Here is a 19,664-nt window from a genome sequence, read left to right on the forward strand (position 1 = left end):
TGGTCTGGTCGAACCAGACGTAGGCGTCGAACTGTTGGGGGAGGGAGCACTCGACGTAGTGGCTCCAGATCTCGGTGTCGGGCCGGTAGATCACGCCGATGAACCGCTCGAGCCTGGGACCCAGCAGCCGTTGGCGCAGCGCCTCGTTGCGGCCGTCGCGCAGGTCCAGCAGGAAGCGCGGCTCGCCGGCGTCGTGGGCCAGCCGCTCGTAGCTGTCGGCGTGCGAGGGGTTCACCCGCTTGACCTCCATCGGCTCGTCCCAGTCGCTGGCGCAGGCGACCGTTCCGGTGTGGGTGCCGAAGCCGATCAGGGCGGCCTGCTCGCCGAACTTCTCGCGGCACAGCTGGCCGATGTTCAGCTCCTCGCGAACGATGCCCATCTCGGTCTTCGAGGCGTCGCCGATGTGGGAGTTGTGGGCCCAGACGACGGCTTTGGAGTCCGGGCCCTTGGCGTCGAGGATGGCGCAGAGGGTCTCGAACATATGGGTGTCGCGCAGGTTCCAGCTCTGGGCCGCCCCGTAGTACATGGCCCGGTAGTAGGCCTCAGCGTTCTTCACTAGGCGGGCGTTGGCCGTGGCGTCGAGGAAGGCCTCGCCGTCGTGGCCGACGTATTCGAGCTGTTTGTTGAGGAGGTCGCCGAGCGTCCTGATCACTGCCTCCTCGCAGCGGGCGAACCCGGAGCTCAGAGCCATGCGGCCATAGGCCTGCGGCTCCTTGGCCCAGGGCGTCAGGCAGCCGTAGCGCTGGCGGGCCACCTTGGCGGCCTCCGGGTCCACCTCCTCAAGGTAGCCGAGCACCGCCTGGATCGAGGCCGAGAGGTTGTACAGGTCGAGGCCATAGATGCCGGCCCGCCGCTCCGGCGGGCGCTCCCGGTTCCATGCCCGCAGGCCCTCGACGAAGGCCTCTACGTCGGTGTTGCGCCACATCCAGGTGGGGAAGCGGCGGAACGGCGGCTCGGCGTGCGCCGGCGCGGGGCGCTGGCGCACGTAGCGGTCGAGGCTGGCGGCGTCGGGCCAGTCGGCCTCCCAGGCGACGATGGAAAAGCCGTGCCGTTCGATGAGGCGGCGGGTGACGGCGGCGCGGGCGCGGTAGAACTCCGACGTGCCGTGGCTGGCCTCGCCGAGCAGCACTACGCGGGCGTCGGCGAAGCGGTCGAACGCCTCGGCGAAGCTGGGATCGGAAGGGTCGGGCAGGGGCTCGGCCGCCTCGCGGATCAGCTGCGGGATCGGCGCAGGGACGGACGGCGCCCTGAAGCTGCGCGGCTCGACGGGCCGGCGCGCCTGGGCCTCGCCCTCGTCCCAGCCGTACTCGCCCACCAGAGGCACGAACATCACTGGCCCGAGGTCTTCCTCTTCGAAGCGGGTGGCGGTGGTGCGGGTGACCTTGACCAGCCGCTGGTCGCGCGGCTTGCCGCCGACCGGCATCACCAGCCTGCCGCCGATCTGCAGCTGGTCCTTCAGCGGCTGGGGCACGCCGGGTCCGCCGGCCGCCACCAGGATCGCGTCGAACGGGGCCGCTTCGGGCCAGCCGCCGGTGCCGTCGGCGGTTCGCAGCTGGACGTTACCGTAGCCGAGCCTCTCCAGCCGCTGGCGAGCCAGCGCGCTCAGCGGCTCGTGCCGCTCGATGGCGTAGACCTCGCCGGCGATGCGGCTCATCACGGCGGCGGCGTAGCCGGATCCGGCGCCGATCTCCAGCACCCGGTCGCCGGGCCGGATCTGCGCGGCCTCGATCATCAGGGCGACGATGTAAGGCTGTGAGATGGTCTGGCCCGCCTCGATGGGCAGGGCGGAGTCCTCGTAGGCGAACTCCTCCAGCCCGGGCGTGACGAAGGCCTCGCGGGGCACGGTGCGCATGGCCTCGAGCACGTGCTCGTCGGCGACGCCGCGGCGCAGGATCTGCCGCTCCACCATCTTCTCGCGCGCTTGGGCGGCGTCCGGCATGGGTCTGCTCCGATCCCGCTGCGCCTGTGCAATCGAGGTCGGCGGTCTCGGGTTCCGGCGTTCGGCCGGTCCTGCTTGCACCCGGCCGGGGACGTGACATTTTCGACGGCCGCTTCCCCGGAGTCGTCCTTCATGAAAACTCGCGCCGCCGTCGCCTTCGAGGCCAAGAAGCCGCTCGAGATCGTCGAGCTGGACCTGGAGGGGCCAAAGGCCGGCGAGGTGCTGGTGGAGATCAAGGCGACGGGGATCTGCCACACCGACGCCTATACGCTCGACGGCTTCGACTCGGAGGGGATCTTCCCCTCGGTCCTGGGCCACGAGGGGGCCGGCGTGGTGCTGGAGGTCGGGGCGGGGGTGACGAGCGTCAGGCCCGGCGACCACGTGATCCCGCTCTACACGCCCGAATGCCGGCAGTGCAAAAGCTGCCTCTCGCGAAAGACCAACCTGTGCACGGCGATCCGGGCCACCCAGGGCAAGGGCCTGATGCCAGACGGCACCAGCCGGTTCTCCTACAAGGGCCAGACGGTGTTCCACTACATGGGCTGCTCGACCTTCTCGAACTACACGGTGCTGCCGGAGATCGCGGTGGCCAAGATCCGGCCGGACGCCCCTTTCGACAAGGCCTGCTACATCGGCTGCGGGGTCACCACTGGCGTCGGCGCGGTGGTCAACACGGCCGATGTTGAGGCGGGCGCCAACTGTATCGTCTTCGGCCTGGGCGGCATCGGCCTCAACGTCATCCAGGGGCTGAAGATGGTCGGCGCGGGAATGATCGTCGGCGTCGACATCAACCCGTCACGGGAGGAGTGGGGCCGCCGGTTCGGCATGACCCACTTCGTCAACCCCAAGGCGGTCTCCGGCGATCTGGTGGCGCACCTGGTGGAGCTGACCGGCGGCGGGGCCGACTACACCTTCGACTGCACCGGCAACACCGACGTCATGCGCCAGGCGCTGGAGGCCTGCCACCGCGGCTGGGGCGAGAGCGTGATCATTGGGGTCGCCGAGGCCGGCAAGGAGATCGCCACCCGGCCGTTCCAGCTGGTCACCGGGCGGGTGTGGAAGGGCACGGCGTTCGGCGGCGCGCGCGGGCGCACCGACGTGCCGAAGATCGTCGACTGGTACATGGACGGGAAGATCGAGATCGACCCGATGATCACCCACGTGCTGCCGCTGGAGCGGATCAACGAGGCCTTCGACCTGATGCACCGCGGCGAGAGCATCCGCTCGGTCGTGGTCTACTGATGGGGCTCGAGACCCTCCAGTCGCACAAGGTCCACGAGGGCCTCCTCCGCTACTGCCGGCACGACAGCGCGGCGACCCGGACGCCGATGCGGTTCTCGGTCTTTCTGCCGCCAGGCGAGGGGCCGCATCCGGTGCTGATCTGGCTGTCCGGACTGACCTGCACCGAGGACAACTTCACCACCAAGGCCGGCGCCTACGAGGCGGCCGCGCGGGCCGGCGTCGCCATCGTCGCCCCGGATACCAGCCCGCGCGGCGAGGGCGTCGCCGACGATCCGGCCTATGACCTGGGGCAGGGCGCCGGCTTCTACGTGGACGCCACCGCGGCGCCCTGGGCGCCGCACTTCGCGATGGAGAGCTACGTCACCCGAGACCTCATGCAGGTGATGGGCGAGTTCCCGCTCGACCTGAGCCGCTGCGGGATCTTCGGCCACTCGATGGGCGGGCACGGGGCGCTGACGCTGGCCCTGCGCCACCCGGAGCTGTTCCGCTCGGTTTCGGCGTTCGCGCCGATCTGCTCGCCGACCCGCTGCGAGTGGGGCCGCAAGGCCTTCACAGCCTATCTGGGGCCGGACGAGGCGCGGTGGCGCGAACACGATGCGGCGCGGCTGATCGAGGACGGCGGCGCCTGCGCCCGGTTCGACGACATCCTCGTGGACCAGGGCCTTGCCGACGGCTTTCTGGCGGATCAGCTCAAGCCGGAGCTGCTGGAGGCGGCCTGCAGCGCGGCAGGCCAGAAGCTGACGCTGAACCGGCGCGAGGGCTACGACCACTCCTACTTCTTCATCGCCAGCTTCGTCGGCGAGCACATTGCCTGGCACGCCGCCCGGCTCTGACCGGCGTGACAACACGTCTGATCACCAACGGCGCCGTTCCCCATACGCCGGAGAACCGCGCCCGATACGGCCTGCCGATGTCGCGGGCCGGCAAGATCACCACGCCCGCCGGCAACTGATCCCACTCAGTCAGGCTTCGCGGCCTGGAGGGCGCGCCGGCGGCGGATCTCGGCGATCACCTGGTCGGCGCGCCGGGTGGCGGCCTGCTCGACGCCCGTCCAGTCGGCGGCGTAGCGGGACGCGAAGCCGTGGACGCCCCAGAGGCGGTACTGCTCGACGTGCGCCAGTTCGTGGGCCCAGAGCCAGAGGTTGCGGCTGGCCTCAGGACTGGAGAAGACCAGCACGTCCTGCAGCGTCACCGCAGCCTCGTCGAAGTACCAGCTGGCCAACACCGACCCCAGGCTCAGCCGCTGGCCGGCCAGGGTCCATCGCACATCGTCCAGCAGATCCTCGCCGAAATAGGGCTCGAGTTCGCGGCGGACGTCGGCGGGGGGCGGCTTGGCCGAGGCCAGCGCCTCGGTGCGGGAGTAGCGGATCGAGGCGGCGATGGCGGGCGCGGCGGCCTGCGGCGCGGTTCCCGTGACGTAGCCGTAGGCGCGACCCCAGGCCAGGCTGGAGCCCTGCGCCGCCTGCTCCAGCACCGCGCTCAACCTTGCGCGGTCGATCTGCGGCGTTGGTGGCGGCCGAAGACGCACCTCGGGAATGGCAGGCGAGCAGCCGAGGGCGGCCGCAGCGGCGAGCGCTGCAAGGGGACGTCCACGCATGACCGGGCAATGCCCGCACTGGGCGGGGCGTTCCGAGAGAAGGCGCCTAGCCGGCCGGTGGGATGCTCGGCGGAAGCTCCGGGGGCGGAGCGACTTCCTCGGGCGGCGGCACGCTGGGGGGCAGGTCGCCGGGCACGATGTCGGGCGGCGGCAGGATCTCGAGGTCTTGCGGCGGCGGGACCGGTTCGGGATCGGGAACCGAGGGCGGCAGCGGCGCCGGCCGGGCGCGGCCGGAGGCGCCGCTCATGAAGTCGCGCCAGATGCGGGCCGGCAGGCCGCCGCCGGTCACGTTCCGCATGGCGCTGTGGTCGTCGGCGCCGACCCAGACGCCGACCACCAGGTCGCCCGAATAGCCGACGAACAGCGCGTCCCGGTAGTCGGAGGTGGTGCCGGTCTTGCCGTAGGCCCGGCGGGAGAGGCGCGCGGCCCGGCCCGTGCCGCGGTCGATGACGGCGGCTAGCAGCTCCTCGAGCTCATCGTGTTCGCGCAGCGGGCGCTGGCGGGTCCGGCGGCCGGGCAGCGGCTCGTCGGTGGCGCGGGGGACCACCGGATACTCGCCGGCCGCCACAGCGGCGTAAGCGGCCGTCAGCTCCATCAGGGTGGTCTCCTCGGTCCCCAGCGCCAGCGTGGGCGCGGGCTGCAGGGGCGAGCGGACGCCGAGGTCGCGGGCGGCGCGGATCACCGCCCGTGGCCCCACCTGCTGGGCGATCCGGACGGCGGCGGTGTTGCTGGAGTGGGCGAAGGCGGTGCGGAAGTCGATCTCGCCGCGGTAGCGACCGTCGTAGTTCTGCGGCTTCCAGCCGTTCACGTCGATCGGCGCGTCCAGCACCCGGCTCTCGGGGCTGGCGCCGGCGCGCAGGGCGGCCAGGTAGACAAACAGCTTGAACGCCGAGCCCGGCTGTCGCCTGGCCTGGGTGGCGCGGTTGAAGCCGCCGGCCTGGTAGCGGCGCCCGCCCACTAGGGCGACGACCCGGCCGTCCGGCCGCATGGCGACCAGCGCGGCCTGATCGGCCCCGGCCCGCCGCCCCTGGCCGTCGAGGGCGCGGGCGATGATCTGCTCGGCTCGGCGCTGCATCCGGCGGTCGAGGGTGGTGCGCACCGCCACGTCGCCGAACCGGCCGCCGTAGGCCTCGCGCAGGTCGGGGGCGGCCCAGTCGGCGAACCAGCTGCCGGAGGGCAGGGGATCGCGCCCCCGCCGCGGTCTCGGCAGCCGGGCCTGGTGGGCCTGCCGCTCGGTGATCATCCCCTGGGCCGACATCTCCGACAGCACCAGGCGCGCGCGCTTGCGGGCGCCGTCCAGGTTGCGGGTGGGGGAGAGGGCGGAGGGCGCCTTGACGATGCCGGCCAGCATGGCCGCCTCGCCGAGGGTCAGCTCCTCCGGCGGCTTGTCGAAGTAGTGGCGGGCGGCGGCGCGCAGGCCCCAGACCCCGTCGCCGAAGTAGATGGCCGATAGGTAGCGCGAGAGGATGTCATCCTTGGAGAGGCGAAGCTCCAGCCAGAGCGCGATCAGCGCCTCCTTGCCCTTGCGCGTGAGGTCGCGGCGGCTGTCGAGGAAGGCGTTCTTGGCCAGCTGCTGGGTGATGGTGCTGCCGCCCTGCACCCACCGCCCGGCGCGGGCGTTGACCACCATGGCGCGGGCCAGGCCCCGCGGATCGATCCCCGGGTGGGAGTAAAAGCGCCTGTCCTCGATGGCGGTGAAGGCTTGGCCGACGTGATCGGGCAGCTTAGCCACCTCGACCGGCGGCTCTTTGTAGCCGCCCAGCCGGGCGATCGGCCGGCCGCTGGAGTCCTCGATCACGAGGCTGGGGTCGGGCAGGGGCTGCAGGGCCCGCCCGAGCGGCAAGGTCATGCTGAGGTAGGCGAACAGGCCCGCGGCGATGGCCGCGAACAGGATCAGCGCGGCGCGCCCCCGCTGGCCGGGCGGAATCTTCCCGTCTGCCGCGGTAGGCGGGGGCGTGGCCTCCACCGGTTCGGCCGGGGTCATCTGCACGGGGCGGCCCGGGTTGGCAGGCTGGTAACCCTTTCGCGGCTAACTCGTCAGTCACCCTAATGCCGGGGGAATCGTCCGGGGAACAGGCGCAGCGGCGCCGCGTCCCCGGCGGGCACAACGGATCAGCCGATGGAACGGGCCGTCTACGATCGGATGCGCGAGCTGGAGCAGGCGCACTGGTGGTTCGTCGGCCGCCGCGAACTGCTTGGCCAGGTCATCGGTCGGCTTGGCCTGCGCCAGGAGGCGAAGATCCTCGAAGTCGGCTGCGGCGTCGGGGGCAACCTGCCGCTGCTGGGCCGCTTCGGGTCGGTCGAGGCGCTGGAGCCGGACGCGGAGTCGCGGAGCTACGTTTCCGCCAAGCTGGGCGTACCCGTCGCCGACGGGCGGCTGCCGGACGGGCTGCCCTACGAGCCCGGGGCTTTCGACGCGGTCTGCGGCTTCGACGTGCTGGAGCATGTGGAGGAGGACGCCGCCTCCACCCGCAAGCTGGCGGAGCTGGTGGCGCCGGGCGGCTATCTGGTCGCCACCGTGCCCGCCTATCGCTGGATGTGGAGCCGCCACGACGAGTTGCACCACCACCGCCGCCGGTACACGAAAGACGAGTTCGAGGCGCTGTTCAGCGCCGCCGGCCTGAAGATCGTCAAGGCCAGCTACTTCAACACCCTGCTGTTCCCGCTGGCCGTGGCCGCGCGGCTGGCCAAGCGCGTGCTGGGCCTGAAGGGCGAGGACGACCGTATGCCGCCCGGCTGGCTCAACCGCATCCTGACGCGGGTGTTCCGCTGGGAGGCCGGGTGGGTGGCGCGGGGCGCGCTGCCGTTCGGTCTGTCGATCCTGGTGGTCGCCCGCCGGGCCTGACCGGCCCTATTCGACCGCGCCGCGCAGCGCCATCGCCCCGGGCGCATCCTTCACATGGACGACGGCGTAGGCGTCGGCGTGCAGCCGCCGCCAGCCGGGCGTGCGGTCCAGGACCGGCACGGCCCGGTTGCCTGGATGCAGGATGGTCCAGCGGACGCCGTGGCGCTCCAGGGTCTCCGCCAGCGCTTCAGGATTGCCGGAGACGGCCCGGTCGTAGGTGCGGATGAAGTCGTCGCCGTACATGTCGGCGCGGCCGTCGATGAACGGCCGCAGGCCGGCGAAGATCAGATAGCCGCCGAAGCCGTACTCGTTGAGCACCGGCTGGCGGGCGATGTCGGCCGGCACCGCGGCGAGCGCCGTGGCCGGGGTGGTCAGCGCGTCGATCCGCGCCGGCTGGGCCGCCATCCGCCCGGCGGTCAGGCCGGCGATCAGGGCGATGACGAGGCCGATGGACAGGCTGGAGGGCGGTGCGAGCGGCTCGGCCGCCGTGGTGACCTGGCGCAGCGGATCGGCCAGCAGCAGCGGCGCGAGCAACCCGAGCACCATGGCGTGGCGGCCATGCTGCAGGCTCATGTGGAGCAGGCCCAGCAGCAGGATCAGGCGCAGGGGCGGGACCTTCAGCCCGCGGGAGAATCCGACCAGCAGCAGGGCCATCAGCCCGAACTCCAGCGGCTGGGGGTCGGAGAAGTCGAGGCTGCGCCACTCGTCGATGGTCGGCGCGGTCGCCATGCCCATCAGCTGGAAGGGGAAGATCAGGCCCTGGGGGCCGTGCGGCGTCAGCGCGGCGGCGGCGAGGGCGCCGAGGCCGAACAGGCCCCAGGCGCGTACCACCGGCCAGGGGCGGGCTCTACCCTCGATCAGCGCCTCGAGGGCGAACGGCCCGATCAGCGCCAGGCCGAGTACGAAGCTGCCGTGCAGGTTGGCCCAGACCGCCATCAGCGGCAGCAGCAGCAGGCTGGGCGCCCGGCCCTCGTCCCGCGCCCTCAGCAGGGCGATGGCCCAGGCGGCGAGCACCGGGAAGGCGAGCACATGCGGCCGCGCCAGCAGGCCCGGCGCGAGGCAGGCCAGGCCCAGCAGCAGGGTGAGCGTCAGCGGGACGAGGCCGAGCCGCGGGCGCAGGTAGCCGGCCACCAGCGCGCCTGCGAGAGCGGCGGCGGCGGCGGTCAGGGCCATCACCCCGCCCCAGCCGCCGGCCCGGAACACCAGGCCCATGACGATCTCGCTGAGCCACTCGTGGGTCGTCCACGGCTTGCCGGCGAAGGTGTAGGAGAAGGGGTCGGCGTGCAGCACCTCGCCGTGGGCCAGCATCCATTCGCCGGCCGCCAGGTGCCAATAGGTGTCGCCGTCGTTCAGCGTCTGCGGCGCAAACAGCAGGGTGGCGTAGATCAGGAGGCCGGTGAGCCAGGGCGCGGACGGCAGCGCGCTTGCGGGCCGGACCTGCGCCGGCGCGGCCGGGACGAGGGCCGTCACGCCGAGCGCCGCAGCCGTTCCGCCGGCGCGGCGGCCGGCTCCGCGGCCCGGGACGGCTCGACGCCATGCAGGCTGCGCACGATGTAGAGCGGCCGGCCCTTCACCTCGGTGTAGGTGCGCCCGAGGTATTCGCCGATGACCCCGAGGGAGAGCAGGTTCACCCCGCCCAGCATCAGCACCATGACCATCAGCGAGGCGTAGCCGGGGACGTCGGCGCCCAGCACCAGGGTGCGGACGATCAGGAAGGCGGCGTAGGCGAAGGCGCCCAGCGCCGTCAGCGCGCCGAGATAACTCCAGATGCGCAGCGGCGCGGTGGTGGAGCTGGTGATGCCGTCGATGGCGAAGTTCCAGAGCCGCCAGTAGCGGAACTTGCTGTGGCCGGCGTGACGCTCCTCGCGGACGTAGTCTACGTGGCAGTGGCGGAAGCCGACCCAGGCGTAGAGCGCCTTCATGAACCGCGCCCGCTCGGGGAAACGGTTGAGCTCGTCGACCACCACCCGGCTCAGCAGGCGGAAGTCGCCGGCGTCGGCCAGGATCGGCCGCTCGGCCATACGGTTGAAGACGCGGTAGAAGGCCTGCGCCGTGGCGCGCTTGAGCCAGCTGTCGCTGGAGCGGTCGGCGCGGCGGGCGCTGACCACGTCGTAGCCGGCGAGCCAGCGCTCCACGAGCTGAGGGATCACCTCGGGCGGGTCCTGCAGGTCCACGTCCATTGGGATGACCGCGGAGCCTGCGGCGTGCTGCAGGCCGGCGGCCAGGGCCACGTCCTTGCCGAAATTGCGCGACAGCACGACGATCCGCACGCGGGGGTCGGCTGCGCGGGCGGCCTGCAATTCCTCCAGCGTGGCGTCGGTGGAGCCGTCGTCGACGAACAGGATCTCGAAGCTGGACGCCGGGCCGAGCGGCGCGGTCACCGCTTCGAGGATCGGCTGGGTGCGGGCCAGGAACGGCTCGATCCCGCCCGCCTCGTTGTGCACGGGGACCACGATGCTGAGCAGCACGTGGCGGTCGGGGCTTTCGTCACCCATCGGCATGGCGCGGACCTTGCCAGTGCGCCTCTAAGGAACGATGAACGCCAGGGTTAACGAGTCTGCGGGGCCATGGCCGAGGCGTTCAACGACAAGATCCTGCCGGCCGAGAAGGCGCAGCGCTATTCGGCGCTGGCCGAGGAGATCGCGGCGGTGCTGGAGGGCGAGCCGAACCTGACGGCGCGGATGGCCACCGTCGCCTCGATGCTGGCCAGCAGCTTCCCGCACTTCTTCTGGACCGGCTTCTACGTCGTCGATCCGGACAAGCCGGACGAGCTGGTGGTCGGGCCGTATCAGGGAACTCTGGGGTGCCTGCGGATCGCCTTCGGCCGCGGCGTGTGCGGGACGGCGGCGGCGACGCGCACCACCCAGGTCGTGCCCGACGTGCACGCCTTTCCCGGCCACATCGCCTGCGACTCCCGCTCGGCAAGCGAGATCGTCGCGCCGGTGTTCGACAAGGCTGGCCGGCTGATTGCGGTGCTGGACGTGGACGCCACCGAGCCGGCCGCCTTCGACGAGACCGACGCCGCCGCGCTGGAAGCCATCCTTGCCCGCACCTTCGGCTAACGGCCCGCGGCTTGCAGGTCGGAGGACCAGATTCCTGATTTAGGAGCGCCCGCGCGGGCCCCATGATCGAGGCCGCCACATTCCACCCCGCCGAGCTGAGCTCGGACGACGCTGCCGCCTGGCGAGGCATCCAGGCCGCGCGTCCCGAATTCGACAGCCCACTGCTTGGTCCCGAGTTCGCACAGGCGGTCGGCGGTGTGCGGGAGGATGCGCGGGTCACCGTGTGGCGGTCGCGAGGGGAACCCGTCGCCTTTCTCGCCTACCATCGCCGACCCGGTCGGCTGGCTCGCCCGATCGGAGCGCCGCTGTCGGACTACCACGCGCTCATCGCCGAGCGCCCCTTCGACCTGCCGGCGGGGTTGGCCGCCGCGGACCTGGGCGCCTACCGCTTCACCGGCCTTCTCGATCCGTGCCAGGCGGTCGACGGCTTCGCCGGGTCAGCGCATCCGTCGTACGTAATTCGGCTGATGGGAACGCCGGAAGACTACCTTGAGCAGCTGCGGGCCCGCAGCGCCAAGCGGTTCAAGAACTACCGCCGCCTGACCCACAAGCTCGAGCGCGAGGTCGGACGCATCAAAATGGTCGCGGGTGACCGCGACCCCGCGGCGCTCCAAAAGCTGATTGATTGGAAGCGCAGCCAGCTCGCCCGTACGGGCGGGGACGACTTTCTGTCTCCGCAATGGACGAAGTGCCTGGTGCAGCGGCTGTTCGAACAGACCAGCCCGGCGTTCGGCGGCCTGATGGTGAACCTCTATGTCGATGGTCGTCTCGCGGCTGGCCACTTCGGCGTGAGGGCCGGCGGCGTGTTCCACCCCTGGATCGCCTCGACGAACCCGGACCTGGCGCCCTGGTCGCCGGGACAGGTGTTCCTCATGCAGGCGATCACCGCGATGCCGTCGGCAGGCCTGTCGGCCTATGACCTGGGGCCGGGACACGACCACTACAAGGCGCCGTTCGCGCTGGCCGGACGGACGCTGCTCTCGGGCTGCGCAACGGCCGCCGGCCCCGCGGGGCGCGGCGCGAGGGCCGCTGAAGGTCTCCTCTCCGTTCTTCAGGCGAACAGCAGCGGCGTCCCTGGCCGCCTGCGCCGCCGCCTCGACAACATCGCCGCCCTGGAGCTGAGCCTCGAGGGCCGGGTTCGCGGGCTCGCCGGTGCGATGTTCGCGCGGGCCGCAGGGCGATCGGCGTCGCGGGAGGCCGCATGACCGTCATCAGCATGGTCACCCCGACCGTGCGGCGGCCCGACGGGCTGGTCGTCGCGGCCCGCTCGCTGTTCCGCCAGCAGGGTGTCGACCACGCCCGGCTCGAGCTAGTGGTCGTCGACAATGACCCGGCGGCGTCGGCTCGAGCGGTGGTCGAGCACCTCGCCGCCGAAGCGCCGTTCCCCGTACGCTACGTGCACGAGCCCGAGCCGGGGGTCGCCAACGCGCGGAATGCGGCCCTCGCGGTCGCCCAGGGCGAATTTGTCGCCTTCCTGGATGATGACGAAGAGGCTCCGCCTGGCTGGCTGGCCGCCCTGCTTGCTATCCAGGCGCGGTTTCAGGCCGACGTCGTATTCGGGCCGGTGCGCGGCCGCGCGCCGCCGCGGGTCGTCCGACATCGAGCCTACCTAGAGCGGTTCTTCTCACGTGAGGGCCCGAGCGAGAGCGGCGCCATCGAGCATTACTACGGGTGCGGGAACAGCCTCCTGCGTCGCGCAGCGCTGCCCCATCCGCTGCGGCCTTTTTCGAGCGTCCGCAACCACATCGGCGGCGAGGACGACCTGCTGTTCGGCCAAATGAAGGCCTCCGGCGCGCGGTTCGCCTGGGCGGCGGAGGCGTGGGTGTGGGAAGATCCCGTACCCGCGCGGCTGACGCTCCGCTATGCACTGCCCCGCGCCTTCGCCTACGGCCAGGGGCCAACGGCGGCCGCTGCGGCCCGAACGCCGCCGGATTGGCTGGGCGTGGCGGGCTGGATGACGCAGGGGCTGGTCCAGGCGAGCGTCTTCGGCGCTCTGGCCGCCGTGAAGTGGGCCGTCCGCTCTCCGAACTTCGCCCCGACCGCCGACAAGGCGGCCCGCGGCCTCGGAAAGACGCTCTGGTTCGGCCCGTTCAAGATCGAGTTCTACGGGCGCAGCTCCGGAGGGGTGCGGCTGCCATGATCCTGGACTGGACCGACGAGAAGGCGCGGACCTTCACGCGGGAGCTCACCGTCTTCCGGCACGGGCTGCACGAGCGGCCGATGTTCTCCGATGAGGCGCTGGCCGACGTGCTGGACCGCTATCCGCGGGCCGCCCTCGGCGTCTTCACCATGGGGGAGGATCCGGTGGCGTGGGAGACCTGGCGCCGCGGTTTGGCCGGCGAGCTGTCGGGGGCGCAGCTGCTGGAGGCGGCGAAAGCGGGCCGCATCTGGCTCAACCTGCGGCGGACGAACGACTACCTCCCGGAGTACGCCGCGCTGGCCGACGAGGTGTTTGCGGAGAAGCAGCAGGCTGCGGGGCTCAAGACCTTCAAGCGCGACATCGGGCTGCTGATCTCGTCGGCCGACGCGCAGGTCTTTTACCACCTCGACGTCCCGCTCGTGTCGCTGTGGCAGGTGCGGGGCGTGAAGCGGGTGTGGGTCTATCCGGTGGAGGAGCCCTTCGTGTCTGAGGCCCAGCTCGAGAAGATCGTGCTGCGCGAGACGGCGGAGCAGTTCGCTTTCCGGCCGGCCTGGGACGCCGGGGCCCGGCTCGTCGAGCTGCATCCCGGCATGATGGTCAGCTGGCCCCAGAACGCGCCGCACCGGATCGTCAATGGGCCGATGCTCAACGTCTCCCTCTCGATGGAATTCATGACCCCGGCCGCGCTGCTGCGGGCGAACGTGATCTACGCCAACGGCGTGCTTCGTCGGCGGCTGGGGGCCAGCCCGCGGCTGCAGGATGGCGTCACCGCGGCGAATATCGCCAAGCTCGGCGTCGCCCGGGCCGCCAAGGCGCTGAAGCTGCAGAAGCCCAACGAACGGGTCCTGCCGGCCAGCTTCCGGCTGGACGGCGAGAGGCCGGGGACGCTGCTGCCGGCCTAAGCCAGGTGCTCACAGATCAGCGGCGCGACCTCGTCTGCGCGGCTGACGACGAGGTCGTGGTCGCCGCCACGGACGATGTGCAACCGCGCATCGGGCAGCAGGACCGCCAGCCGCTGCGCGACGGACGGCGGGGCTATCGGGTCGGCGTCGCCGAACAGCAGCAGGGCGGGACAGGCGATGGCGGGGATTTGGTCCGTCAGGTCGGTGCGGTCCTCACGGATCCAGGGGGCGGCGTTCGGATAGTTCTGCCGGTAGCTCGCCCGCCAGTCGTGCAGCGCGGCGGCGCGGGCGGCGGCGTCCACCCCGCCGGAGGTCACCGACAGCACCAGCCGCCGGACCTTGCCCGGATTGCGCAACGCGACCTTGAGGGCGACGACCCCGCCCATCGACTGGGCGAGCAGGTCCGCCGGGCCATCGCCCATCGCCGCCTCGACCAGGCGCACGAGGTCGTCGAGGGCGTTCACGTCCGGGTCCGCCGGCTGATCGCCGAGCCCGGGCCAGCCGAGATGCCGCCGGGGCCAATTGGCGGGCAGGCGCTCGGCCAGGGGCCGCCAGAAGTCCGGCGAGGCGCCGGCGCCCGGCAGGAAGAGCAGGGGCGTGTGGAGACGCTTGCGCATGAGAACGGCGACGCCGTGCGGGCCCCGATCCTCTCGTTCAATACGATAGCCGACGCGTTGATAGATGCCGATGTTGCGGGCCATCAGGACGTTCGTCGCCAGCGTCATCTCGGCATAGCCCGCCTCGGCGGCGAGGGCTTCGGCGTGGGCGAGCAGGGCCCGTCCGATGCCCTGGCCGTGGAGCGCCGGGTCGACGGCGATGTAGAGGCTTTCCGCCCGACGCTCGGTCTCGATCAGCGCGAGCAGCTGTCCGCCGTGTTCGTGAAGGTCGAAGCGGTGCTCCCGGACGGCCGCCTCGTAGTCGATGGTCGTCGGCAGGGGCTCGTCGCCCGATCACCGGGATCCAGGCGGCGTAGGCCTTGCGGGTGAGGGCGGCGATGGCGCCGGCGTCCGCGGGCGTGGCGGCGCGAAGATGCATGGGATTGGCCTTGCGAAACGGGCGCACGGGGGCGCCGGACTGAGCGTCAGGGGGCGGAGGAATCCGGCTGGCGTCGTCGCAAGGTCATGGGCCCGATAGACGCCGAACGCGGTTCTCCAGTCAAGCTTCTGACCCTGTTGGCTTCCGTCACGGCGCCGGCCTAGTGTTTTGCACGACCGGCCGAGGCGCGGCCGAACGGGAGTGACGAAGATGGGTGAAGCCTACATCGTGGAGGCGGTGCGCACCGCCGGCGGGCGCAAGGGCGGCAAGCTGAAGGACTGGCACCCGGTCGACCTGGGCGCGGTGGTGCTGAACGAGCTGGTGGATCGAACCGGCGTCGATCCGGGCCGCGTCGAGGACGTGGTCATGGGCTGCGTCATGCAGGTCGGCCAGCAGGCGATCAACGTGGCCCGCAACGCAGTGCTGGCCTCCAAGCTGCCGGAAAGCGTGCCGGGCACCAGCGTCGACCGCCAGTGCGGCTCCTCGCAGCAGGCCCTGCAATTCGCCGCCCAGGCCGTGATGAGCGGCACCATGGATGTGGTGATCGCCTCCGGCGTCGAGAGCATGACGCGGGTGCCGATGGGCTCGTCCGCGGCCCTCGCGGCGCAGGCCGGCATGGGCAGCTACATGAGCCCCGGCATCCAGGAGCAGTACCCCAACATCCAGTTCTCCCAGTTCATGGGCGCCGAGATGATGGCCAAGAAGTACGGCCTGTCGAAGGACCAGCTGGACGAGTACGCCTACAACAGCCACCAGCGGGCCATCGCGGCCACCCAGGCCGGCGCCTTCAAGAACGAGATCGTCGCGCTGAAGGTGAAGGACGAGGCCGGCGCCGAGGCTGACCATACCGTCGATGAGGGCATCCGCTTCGACGCCAGCCTGGACGGCATCAAGGGCGTGAAGCTGTTGCAGGAGGGCGGGGCGATCACCGCGGCCACCTCCAGCCAGATCTGCGACGGCGCATCGGGCGTGATGATCGTCTCGGAGAAGGCGCTGAAGGAGCTGGGCCTGACGCCGATGGCCCGCATCCACCACCTGTCGGTGATGGGCCACGATCCGGTGATCATGCTCGAGGCCCCGCTGCCCGCCACCCAGCGTGCGCTGGAGAAGGCCGGAATGAAGGTCGACGACATCGACCTGTTCGAAGTCAACGAGGCCTTCGCCTCGGTGCCGGTGGCCTGGCTGAACACCACCGGCGCGGACCCGGAGCGGATGAACGTCAACGGCGGCGCGATCGCGCTCGGCCATCCGCTGGGCGCCTCGGGCACCAAGCTGATGGCGACCCTGGTCCACGCTCTGAAGAACCGCGGCAAGCGCTACGGCCTGCAAACCATGTGCGAAGGCGGCGGCATGGCCAACGTGACGATCGTCGAGCGGCTCTGATAAGCATCCGCCCATGAACGGGCGGAAAATCGCGATCACCGGCGCCTTCGGCGTCCTCGGGCAGGCGGTGGCGAAAGCCGCCGCCGATCAGGGCGGACAGCTGGCGCTGATAGACATTGCGCCCTCGGGCCCTGGGCCCGAGGGCGCCTTCGTGCAGGGCGGCTTGGACCTGACGGACGCGGACGCGGCCATGGCGGCGTTCGACGCAATCGCAAAGCGCCTCTGCGGGCTGGACGTCCTGGTCAACGTGGCCGGCGGCTTTGTCTGGCAGACGCTGGAGGAGGGCGATCCGGCGGCCTTCGACCGGCTCTACGCGCTCAACACCAGGACCTGCGTGAACGCCAGCCGCGCCGCGCTGCCGCACCTGAAGGCCAGCGCTGCGGGGCGGATCGTCAACGTCGGCGCCGATGGGGCAGTGAAGGCCGCCGCCGGCATGGGCGCCTATGCCGCCTCCAAGGCCGGGGTGCACCGCGTAACCGAGGCGCTCGCCGAGGAGCTGAAGGGGACGGGCGTCACGGTCAACGCGGTGCTCCCCTCGATCATCGACACGCCCACGAACCGCGCCGACATGCCCAAGGCCAAGTTCGACGCCTGGGTGAAGCCGGAGGAACTGGCGGCGGTGATCCTGTTCCTGGCTTCGGAGCAGGCCAGCGCCGTGACGGGCGCCTTGATCCCGGTGACGGGAAGGGTCTGAACCTCCTCCTCTCCCGCGGATGGTAGAGGGAGTTGTTCTTGCGATTGACTTGCAACTGCAACTTTGCTTTCAGGCGGCGCAGTACAGCGCCGCTGAGGGATTTTCATGTTCGACCGTCGTTGCCTGACCGCGGTGGGCGGGGTGTTGCTGGCGATGGCCGCGGGTCCGGCGCTCGCGCAGACGGCCGACGATGTCGAGGTCGGCGAGGTGGTGATCACCGCCGCGCGCAGCGAGGCGCCCCGGGCGACGCTGCCCGCGACGGTGACAGTGATCGGCTCGCAGGAGCTGACGACGCAGCAGGCGCTGGGCGCCAGCGCGGTGGAGACGGTCGCCAACCTCGTCCCGTCCTTCTCGCCGACGCGGCAGAAGCTCTCCGGCTTCGGCGAGACGCTGCGGGGCCGCTCGCCGCTCTACCTCGTGGATGGAGTGCCGCAGTCGACGCCGTTGCGGGACGACTCCCGCGACGGCTTCACCATCGATCCTTTCTTCATCGACCGGGTCGAGGTCGTCTTCGGCTCCAGCGCCATCCAGGGCATCGGCGCGACCGGCGGCGTGGTGAACTACGTCACGGCGGCCACGCCCAAGCTCGAGGAGGGCTGGGCGGGCAAGGCGATGGCCCAGACCAGCTTCGACGACGGGGTGGTCGGCGACAGCCTGGGCTGGAAGGCGGCGGCCCTGGCCGGCCGCGACATGGGCGCCTGGGACTTCGTGGTCGGCGCGGCCTACGAGCGGCGGGGCGCCTTCTACGATGCGGACGAGCGACGGATCGGCGTCGACGGCACGCAGGGCGACCTGCAGGACAGCGCCAGCTGGTCGCTGTTCCTAAAGGCGGGCTGGGACCTCAGCGAGACGCAGCGCCTGGAGCTGATGGCCAACCACTTCGAGCTGGAGGGCGACGCGGACTACATCGCCGTGGCCGGCGACCGGACGCGGGGCGTCCCCACGACCTCCATCCGCGGGACGACGCCGGGCGTGCCGCCGAGGAACGAGGTGACCTCGGCCGCCCTGAGCTATCGCGACGGCGACCTGCTGGGCGGGACCTTCCGCGCCCAGGTCTACGCCCACGACTACGAAGGGGTGTTCGGAGGCGGGACCTTCGCCAGCTTCCAGGACCCGGCGATCGCGCCGGTCGGGACCCACTTCGACCAGTCGGCGAATAACTCTGAGAAGCAGGGCTTCAAGATCGACTACGAGCGTCGCATCGAAGCCGTTCCGGGCCTGCGCGCCCTGGTGGGCCTCGACGGGCTGCGGGACACCACCTTCCAGGCGCTGGTGCTGACCGATCGGCTGTGGGTGCCGGAAACCACCTACAAGAGCCTCGCGCCCTTCCTGCAGCTGCGGCAGTCGCTGCTCGACGAGCGGCTGCACCTGTCGGCCGGCGTCCGCTACGAGAACGCGACGCTTGAGGTGGGCGACTACCGCACCCTCTGGGGGCAGGGGAACCAGCAGGTGGCCGGCGGCGAGCCGAGCTTCGAGGAGGTGCTGGTCAACTTCGGCGCCACCTACGAGGCGCTCGACGGGCTGGTCGCCTACGCGTCCTACAACCAGGGCTTCACCATGCCGGACGTGGGCCGGGTGCTGCGGGCGGTGAGCACGCCGGGCGCGGACATCGACAGCTACCTCGACGTCACGCCGGTGATCTCGGACAATGTCGAGCTGGGGCTCGAGTACGGCCTCGGACCGCTGCGGGCCTCGGCGGCCTGGTTCCGCTCCACGTCGGACCGGGGCGCGCTCCTGATCCGCAACGCCGACGGCAACTTCGACGTCCAGCGCCAGCGCACCGAGATCGAGGGGATAGAGCTGACCGGCCGCTGGCAGGCCAACGACTGGCTGACCTTCGGCGGCTCCTACGCCCATCTGGAGGGCCGCACGGACGGCGACGGCGACGGCCGCGTCGAGCGGGACCTGGCTGGGGTGAACATCGCCCCCGACCGGCTGCTGCTCTACGTCGAGGCGACCCGCGGCGACCTCAGCGGACGACTGCAGCACCAGACCTTCTTCGAGCGCGACTTCGAGGGCGAGCCGGCGGCCAACAGCTTCGAGGGTTACACGACCGCCGACGCCGTGCTCACCTGGCGCGCCGAGCCGGCGACCTTCAGCCTGGGCGTCCAGAACCTCTTCGACGAGGACTATGTGACCTATTTCAGCGACACGACCTCGCCGGCCGACAACCTCGCCTACTACTTCGGGCGGGGGCGCACGGTGACGCTCGGTGTCAGCAAGACCTTCTGATGGGGCTGATCCGCCTGATCCATGCCTGGGCCGGCGCGGTCGTTGCGCTGGTGCTGGTGGTGCTCGGGTTGACCGGCTCACTGCTGGTGCTCAAGGAGGACTGGATCCGGCTGACGGTGCCGCAGGCCCGTGCCGAGGTCGTCCCCACGCCGCAGGCGCTGGGCGCGGCGGCCGAGGCCCTGGAGCGCGCCAGGCCCGGCGAGATCCGCTCCATCGCCTTCGCCGGCCCGCACCTGGGCGTCCACAAGGTCTACTTCCGGGAGGCCGAGACCGAGGGGTACGCCTCGGCAGACGGCCGCGTGCTCGCGGAGTGGACCGGCCCTGTGCGGCCCGAAGCCTTTGTCTTCGACCTGCACCACTACCTGCTGGCCGGGGAGCGCGGCATGATCGTGGCCGGGGTCGTCGCGCTGGCGGGGGCGGTGATGGTGCTGACCGGCCTGATCGTCTGGTTCCCGGCCTGGCGCAGCTTCGCATGGCGGATGTGGCCGAGGTCGCGCCGCCGGCGCGAGATGCTGAGCGCGCACCGCGACCTCGGCGTCGTCTTCGCCGTGCCGGTGTTCGTCTTCTGCCTGACCGGCGGGGCGATCATCTTC

General features: G+C 71.3%; 17 protein-coding genes and 1 pseudogene. 11 read left to right on the top strand and 7 right to left on the bottom strand.

Features of this window, described 5'->3' with window-relative positions; translation table 11 throughout:
- The coding region (locus VHK87_RS03090; protein ID WP_329633433.1) for a protein-L-isoaspartate(D-aspartate) O-methyltransferase at window positions 1-1,939 on the bottom strand (1,939 nt) is incomplete at its 3' end.
- Window positions 1,940-2,071: 132 nt separating this feature from the next.
- On the opposite strand from VHK87_RS03090, the gene VHK87_RS03095 reads away from it, so the two are divergent.
- Together VHK87_RS03095 and fghA are read left to right on the top strand one after the other, a co-directional pair.
- The gene (locus VHK87_RS03095; RefSeq protein ID WP_329633434.1) at window positions 2,072-3,181 is read left to right on the top strand and encodes an S-(hydroxymethyl)glutathione dehydrogenase/class III alcohol dehydrogenase; all 1,110 of its coding nucleotides are present in this window, start codon (window positions 2,072-2,074) and stop codon (window positions 3,179-3,181) included.
- Complete coding sequence (fghA, locus tag VHK87_RS03100; RefSeq protein ID WP_329633435.1) at window positions 3,181-4,014, top strand: S-formylglutathione hydrolase; 834 nt, start codon at window positions 3,181-3,183, stop codon at window positions 4,012-4,014. The genes VHK87_RS03095 and fghA overlap by 1 nt, the downstream gene beginning before the upstream one ends.
- Window positions 4,015-4,139: 125 nt before the next feature.
- On the opposite strand, the gene VHK87_RS03105 is transcribed toward fghA, so the two are convergent.
- Together VHK87_RS03105 and VHK87_RS03110 are read right to left on the bottom strand one after the other, a co-directional pair.
- Window positions 4,140-4,778 (bottom strand): DUF4157 domain-containing protein, encoded by a 639-nt coding sequence (locus tag VHK87_RS03105; protein WP_329633436.1) that lies wholly within the window; start codon window positions 4,776-4,778, stop codon window positions 4,140-4,142.
- A 46-nt stretch (window positions 4,779-4,824) separates the two neighbouring features.
- Window positions 4,825-6,762 carry a PBP1A family penicillin-binding protein gene (locus tag VHK87_RS03110; RefSeq protein ID WP_329633450.1) on the bottom strand — a complete coding sequence of 646 codons (1,938 nt, stop codon included), beginning with the start codon at window positions 6,760-6,762 and terminating at the stop codon, window positions 4,825-4,827.
- 135 nt (window positions 6,763-6,897) lie between these two features.
- On the opposite strand from VHK87_RS03110, the gene VHK87_RS03115 reads away from it, so the two are divergent.
- Window positions 6,898-7,623 (top strand): class I SAM-dependent methyltransferase, encoded by a 726-nt coding sequence (locus VHK87_RS03115; protein WP_329633437.1) that lies wholly within the window; start codon window positions 6,898-6,900, stop codon window positions 7,621-7,623.
- Window positions 7,624-7,629: 6 nt separating this feature from the next.
- On the opposite strand, the gene VHK87_RS03120 is transcribed toward VHK87_RS03115, so the two are convergent.
- Both VHK87_RS03120 and VHK87_RS03125 read right to left on the bottom strand, forming a co-directional pair.
- Window positions 7,630-9,093: a hypothetical protein gene (locus VHK87_RS03120; protein WP_329633438.1), complete on the bottom strand. Its 1,464-nt coding sequence runs from the start codon at window positions 9,091-9,093 to the stop codon at window positions 7,630-7,632.
- Window positions 9,090-10,124, bottom strand: coding sequence for a glycosyltransferase family 2 protein (locus VHK87_RS03125; protein WP_329633439.1), 1,035 nt, complete (start codon window positions 10,122-10,124; stop codon window positions 9,090-9,092). The genes VHK87_RS03120 and VHK87_RS03125 overlap by 4 nt, the downstream gene beginning before the upstream one ends.
- A 66-nt stretch (window positions 10,125-10,190) precedes the next feature.
- Between VHK87_RS03125 and VHK87_RS03130 the strand changes: the two genes are divergently transcribed.
- The 4 genes from VHK87_RS03130 to VHK87_RS03145 all read left to right on the top strand — a co-directional run bounded on the left by VHK87_RS03130 (window position 10,191) and on the right by VHK87_RS03145 (window position 13,727).
- The gene (locus VHK87_RS03130; RefSeq protein WP_329633440.1) at window positions 10,191-10,685 is read left to right on the top strand and encodes a GAF domain-containing protein; all 495 of its coding nucleotides are present in this window, start codon (window positions 10,191-10,193) and stop codon (window positions 10,683-10,685) included.
- Between the two features lie 62 nt (window positions 10,686-10,747).
- Window positions 10,748-11,890, top strand: coding sequence for a GNAT family N-acetyltransferase (locus VHK87_RS03135; RefSeq protein ID WP_329633441.1), 1,143 nt, complete (start codon window positions 10,748-10,750; stop codon window positions 11,888-11,890).
- Window positions 11,887-12,825, top strand: a complete 939-nt coding sequence (locus VHK87_RS03140; protein WP_329633442.1) for a glycosyltransferase family 2 protein — start codon at window positions 11,887-11,889, stop codon at window positions 12,823-12,825. Before VHK87_RS03135 ends, VHK87_RS03140 begins: the two co-directional genes overlap by 4 nt.
- Window positions 12,822-13,727 carry a hypothetical protein gene (locus VHK87_RS03145; protein WP_329633443.1) on the top strand — a complete coding sequence of 302 codons (906 nt, stop codon included), beginning with the start codon at window positions 12,822-12,824 and terminating at the stop codon, window positions 13,725-13,727. Before VHK87_RS03140 ends, VHK87_RS03145 begins: the two co-directional genes overlap by 4 nt.
- Here the strand turns inward: VHK87_RS03145 and VHK87_RS03150 are convergent.
- Both VHK87_RS03150 and VHK87_RS19435 read right to left on the bottom strand, forming a co-directional pair.
- On the bottom strand, window positions 13,724-14,344 hold the full coding sequence (locus VHK87_RS03150) for an alpha/beta hydrolase (RefSeq protein WP_329633444.1): 621 nt from the start codon (window positions 14,342-14,344) through the stop codon (window positions 13,724-13,726). The two genes, VHK87_RS03145 and VHK87_RS03150, sit on opposite strands and share 4 nt — an antisense overlap.
- 69 nt (window positions 14,345-14,413) lie before the next feature.
- Window positions 14,414-14,662: pseudogene (locus VHK87_RS19435) on the bottom strand (GNAT family N-acetyltransferase); the annotation flags it as partial.
- Window positions 14,663-14,972: 310 nt separating this feature from the next.
- On the opposite strand from VHK87_RS19435, the gene VHK87_RS03160 reads away from it, so the two are divergent.
- The 4 genes from VHK87_RS03160 to VHK87_RS03175 all read left to right on the top strand — a co-directional run.
- Window positions 14,973-16,145 (top strand): acetyl-CoA C-acetyltransferase, encoded by a 1,173-nt coding sequence (locus tag VHK87_RS03160; protein ID WP_329633446.1) that lies wholly within the window; start codon window positions 14,973-14,975, stop codon window positions 16,143-16,145.
- Window positions 16,146-16,158: 13 nt separating this feature from the next.
- Window positions 16,159-16,839 carry an SDR family NAD(P)-dependent oxidoreductase gene (locus VHK87_RS03165; protein ID WP_329633447.1) on the top strand — a complete coding sequence of 227 codons (681 nt, stop codon included), beginning with the start codon at window positions 16,159-16,161 and terminating at the stop codon, window positions 16,837-16,839.
- 105 nt (window positions 16,840-16,944) lie between these two features.
- On the top strand, window positions 16,945-19,071 hold the full coding sequence (locus tag VHK87_RS03170; protein WP_329633448.1) for a TonB-dependent receptor: 2,127 nt from the start codon (window positions 16,945-16,947) through the stop codon (window positions 19,069-19,071).
- On the top strand, window positions 19,071-19,664 hold a 594-nt coding region (locus VHK87_RS03175; protein WP_329633449.1), incomplete at its 3' end, for a PepSY-associated TM helix domain-containing protein. The genes VHK87_RS03170 and VHK87_RS03175, both read left to right, overlap by 1 nt.

The organism is Phenylobacterium sp., assembly GCF_036263695.1.
In the GTDB taxonomy this organism is placed as follows: domain Bacteria; phylum Pseudomonadota; class Alphaproteobacteria; order Caulobacterales; family Caulobacteraceae; genus Phenylobacterium.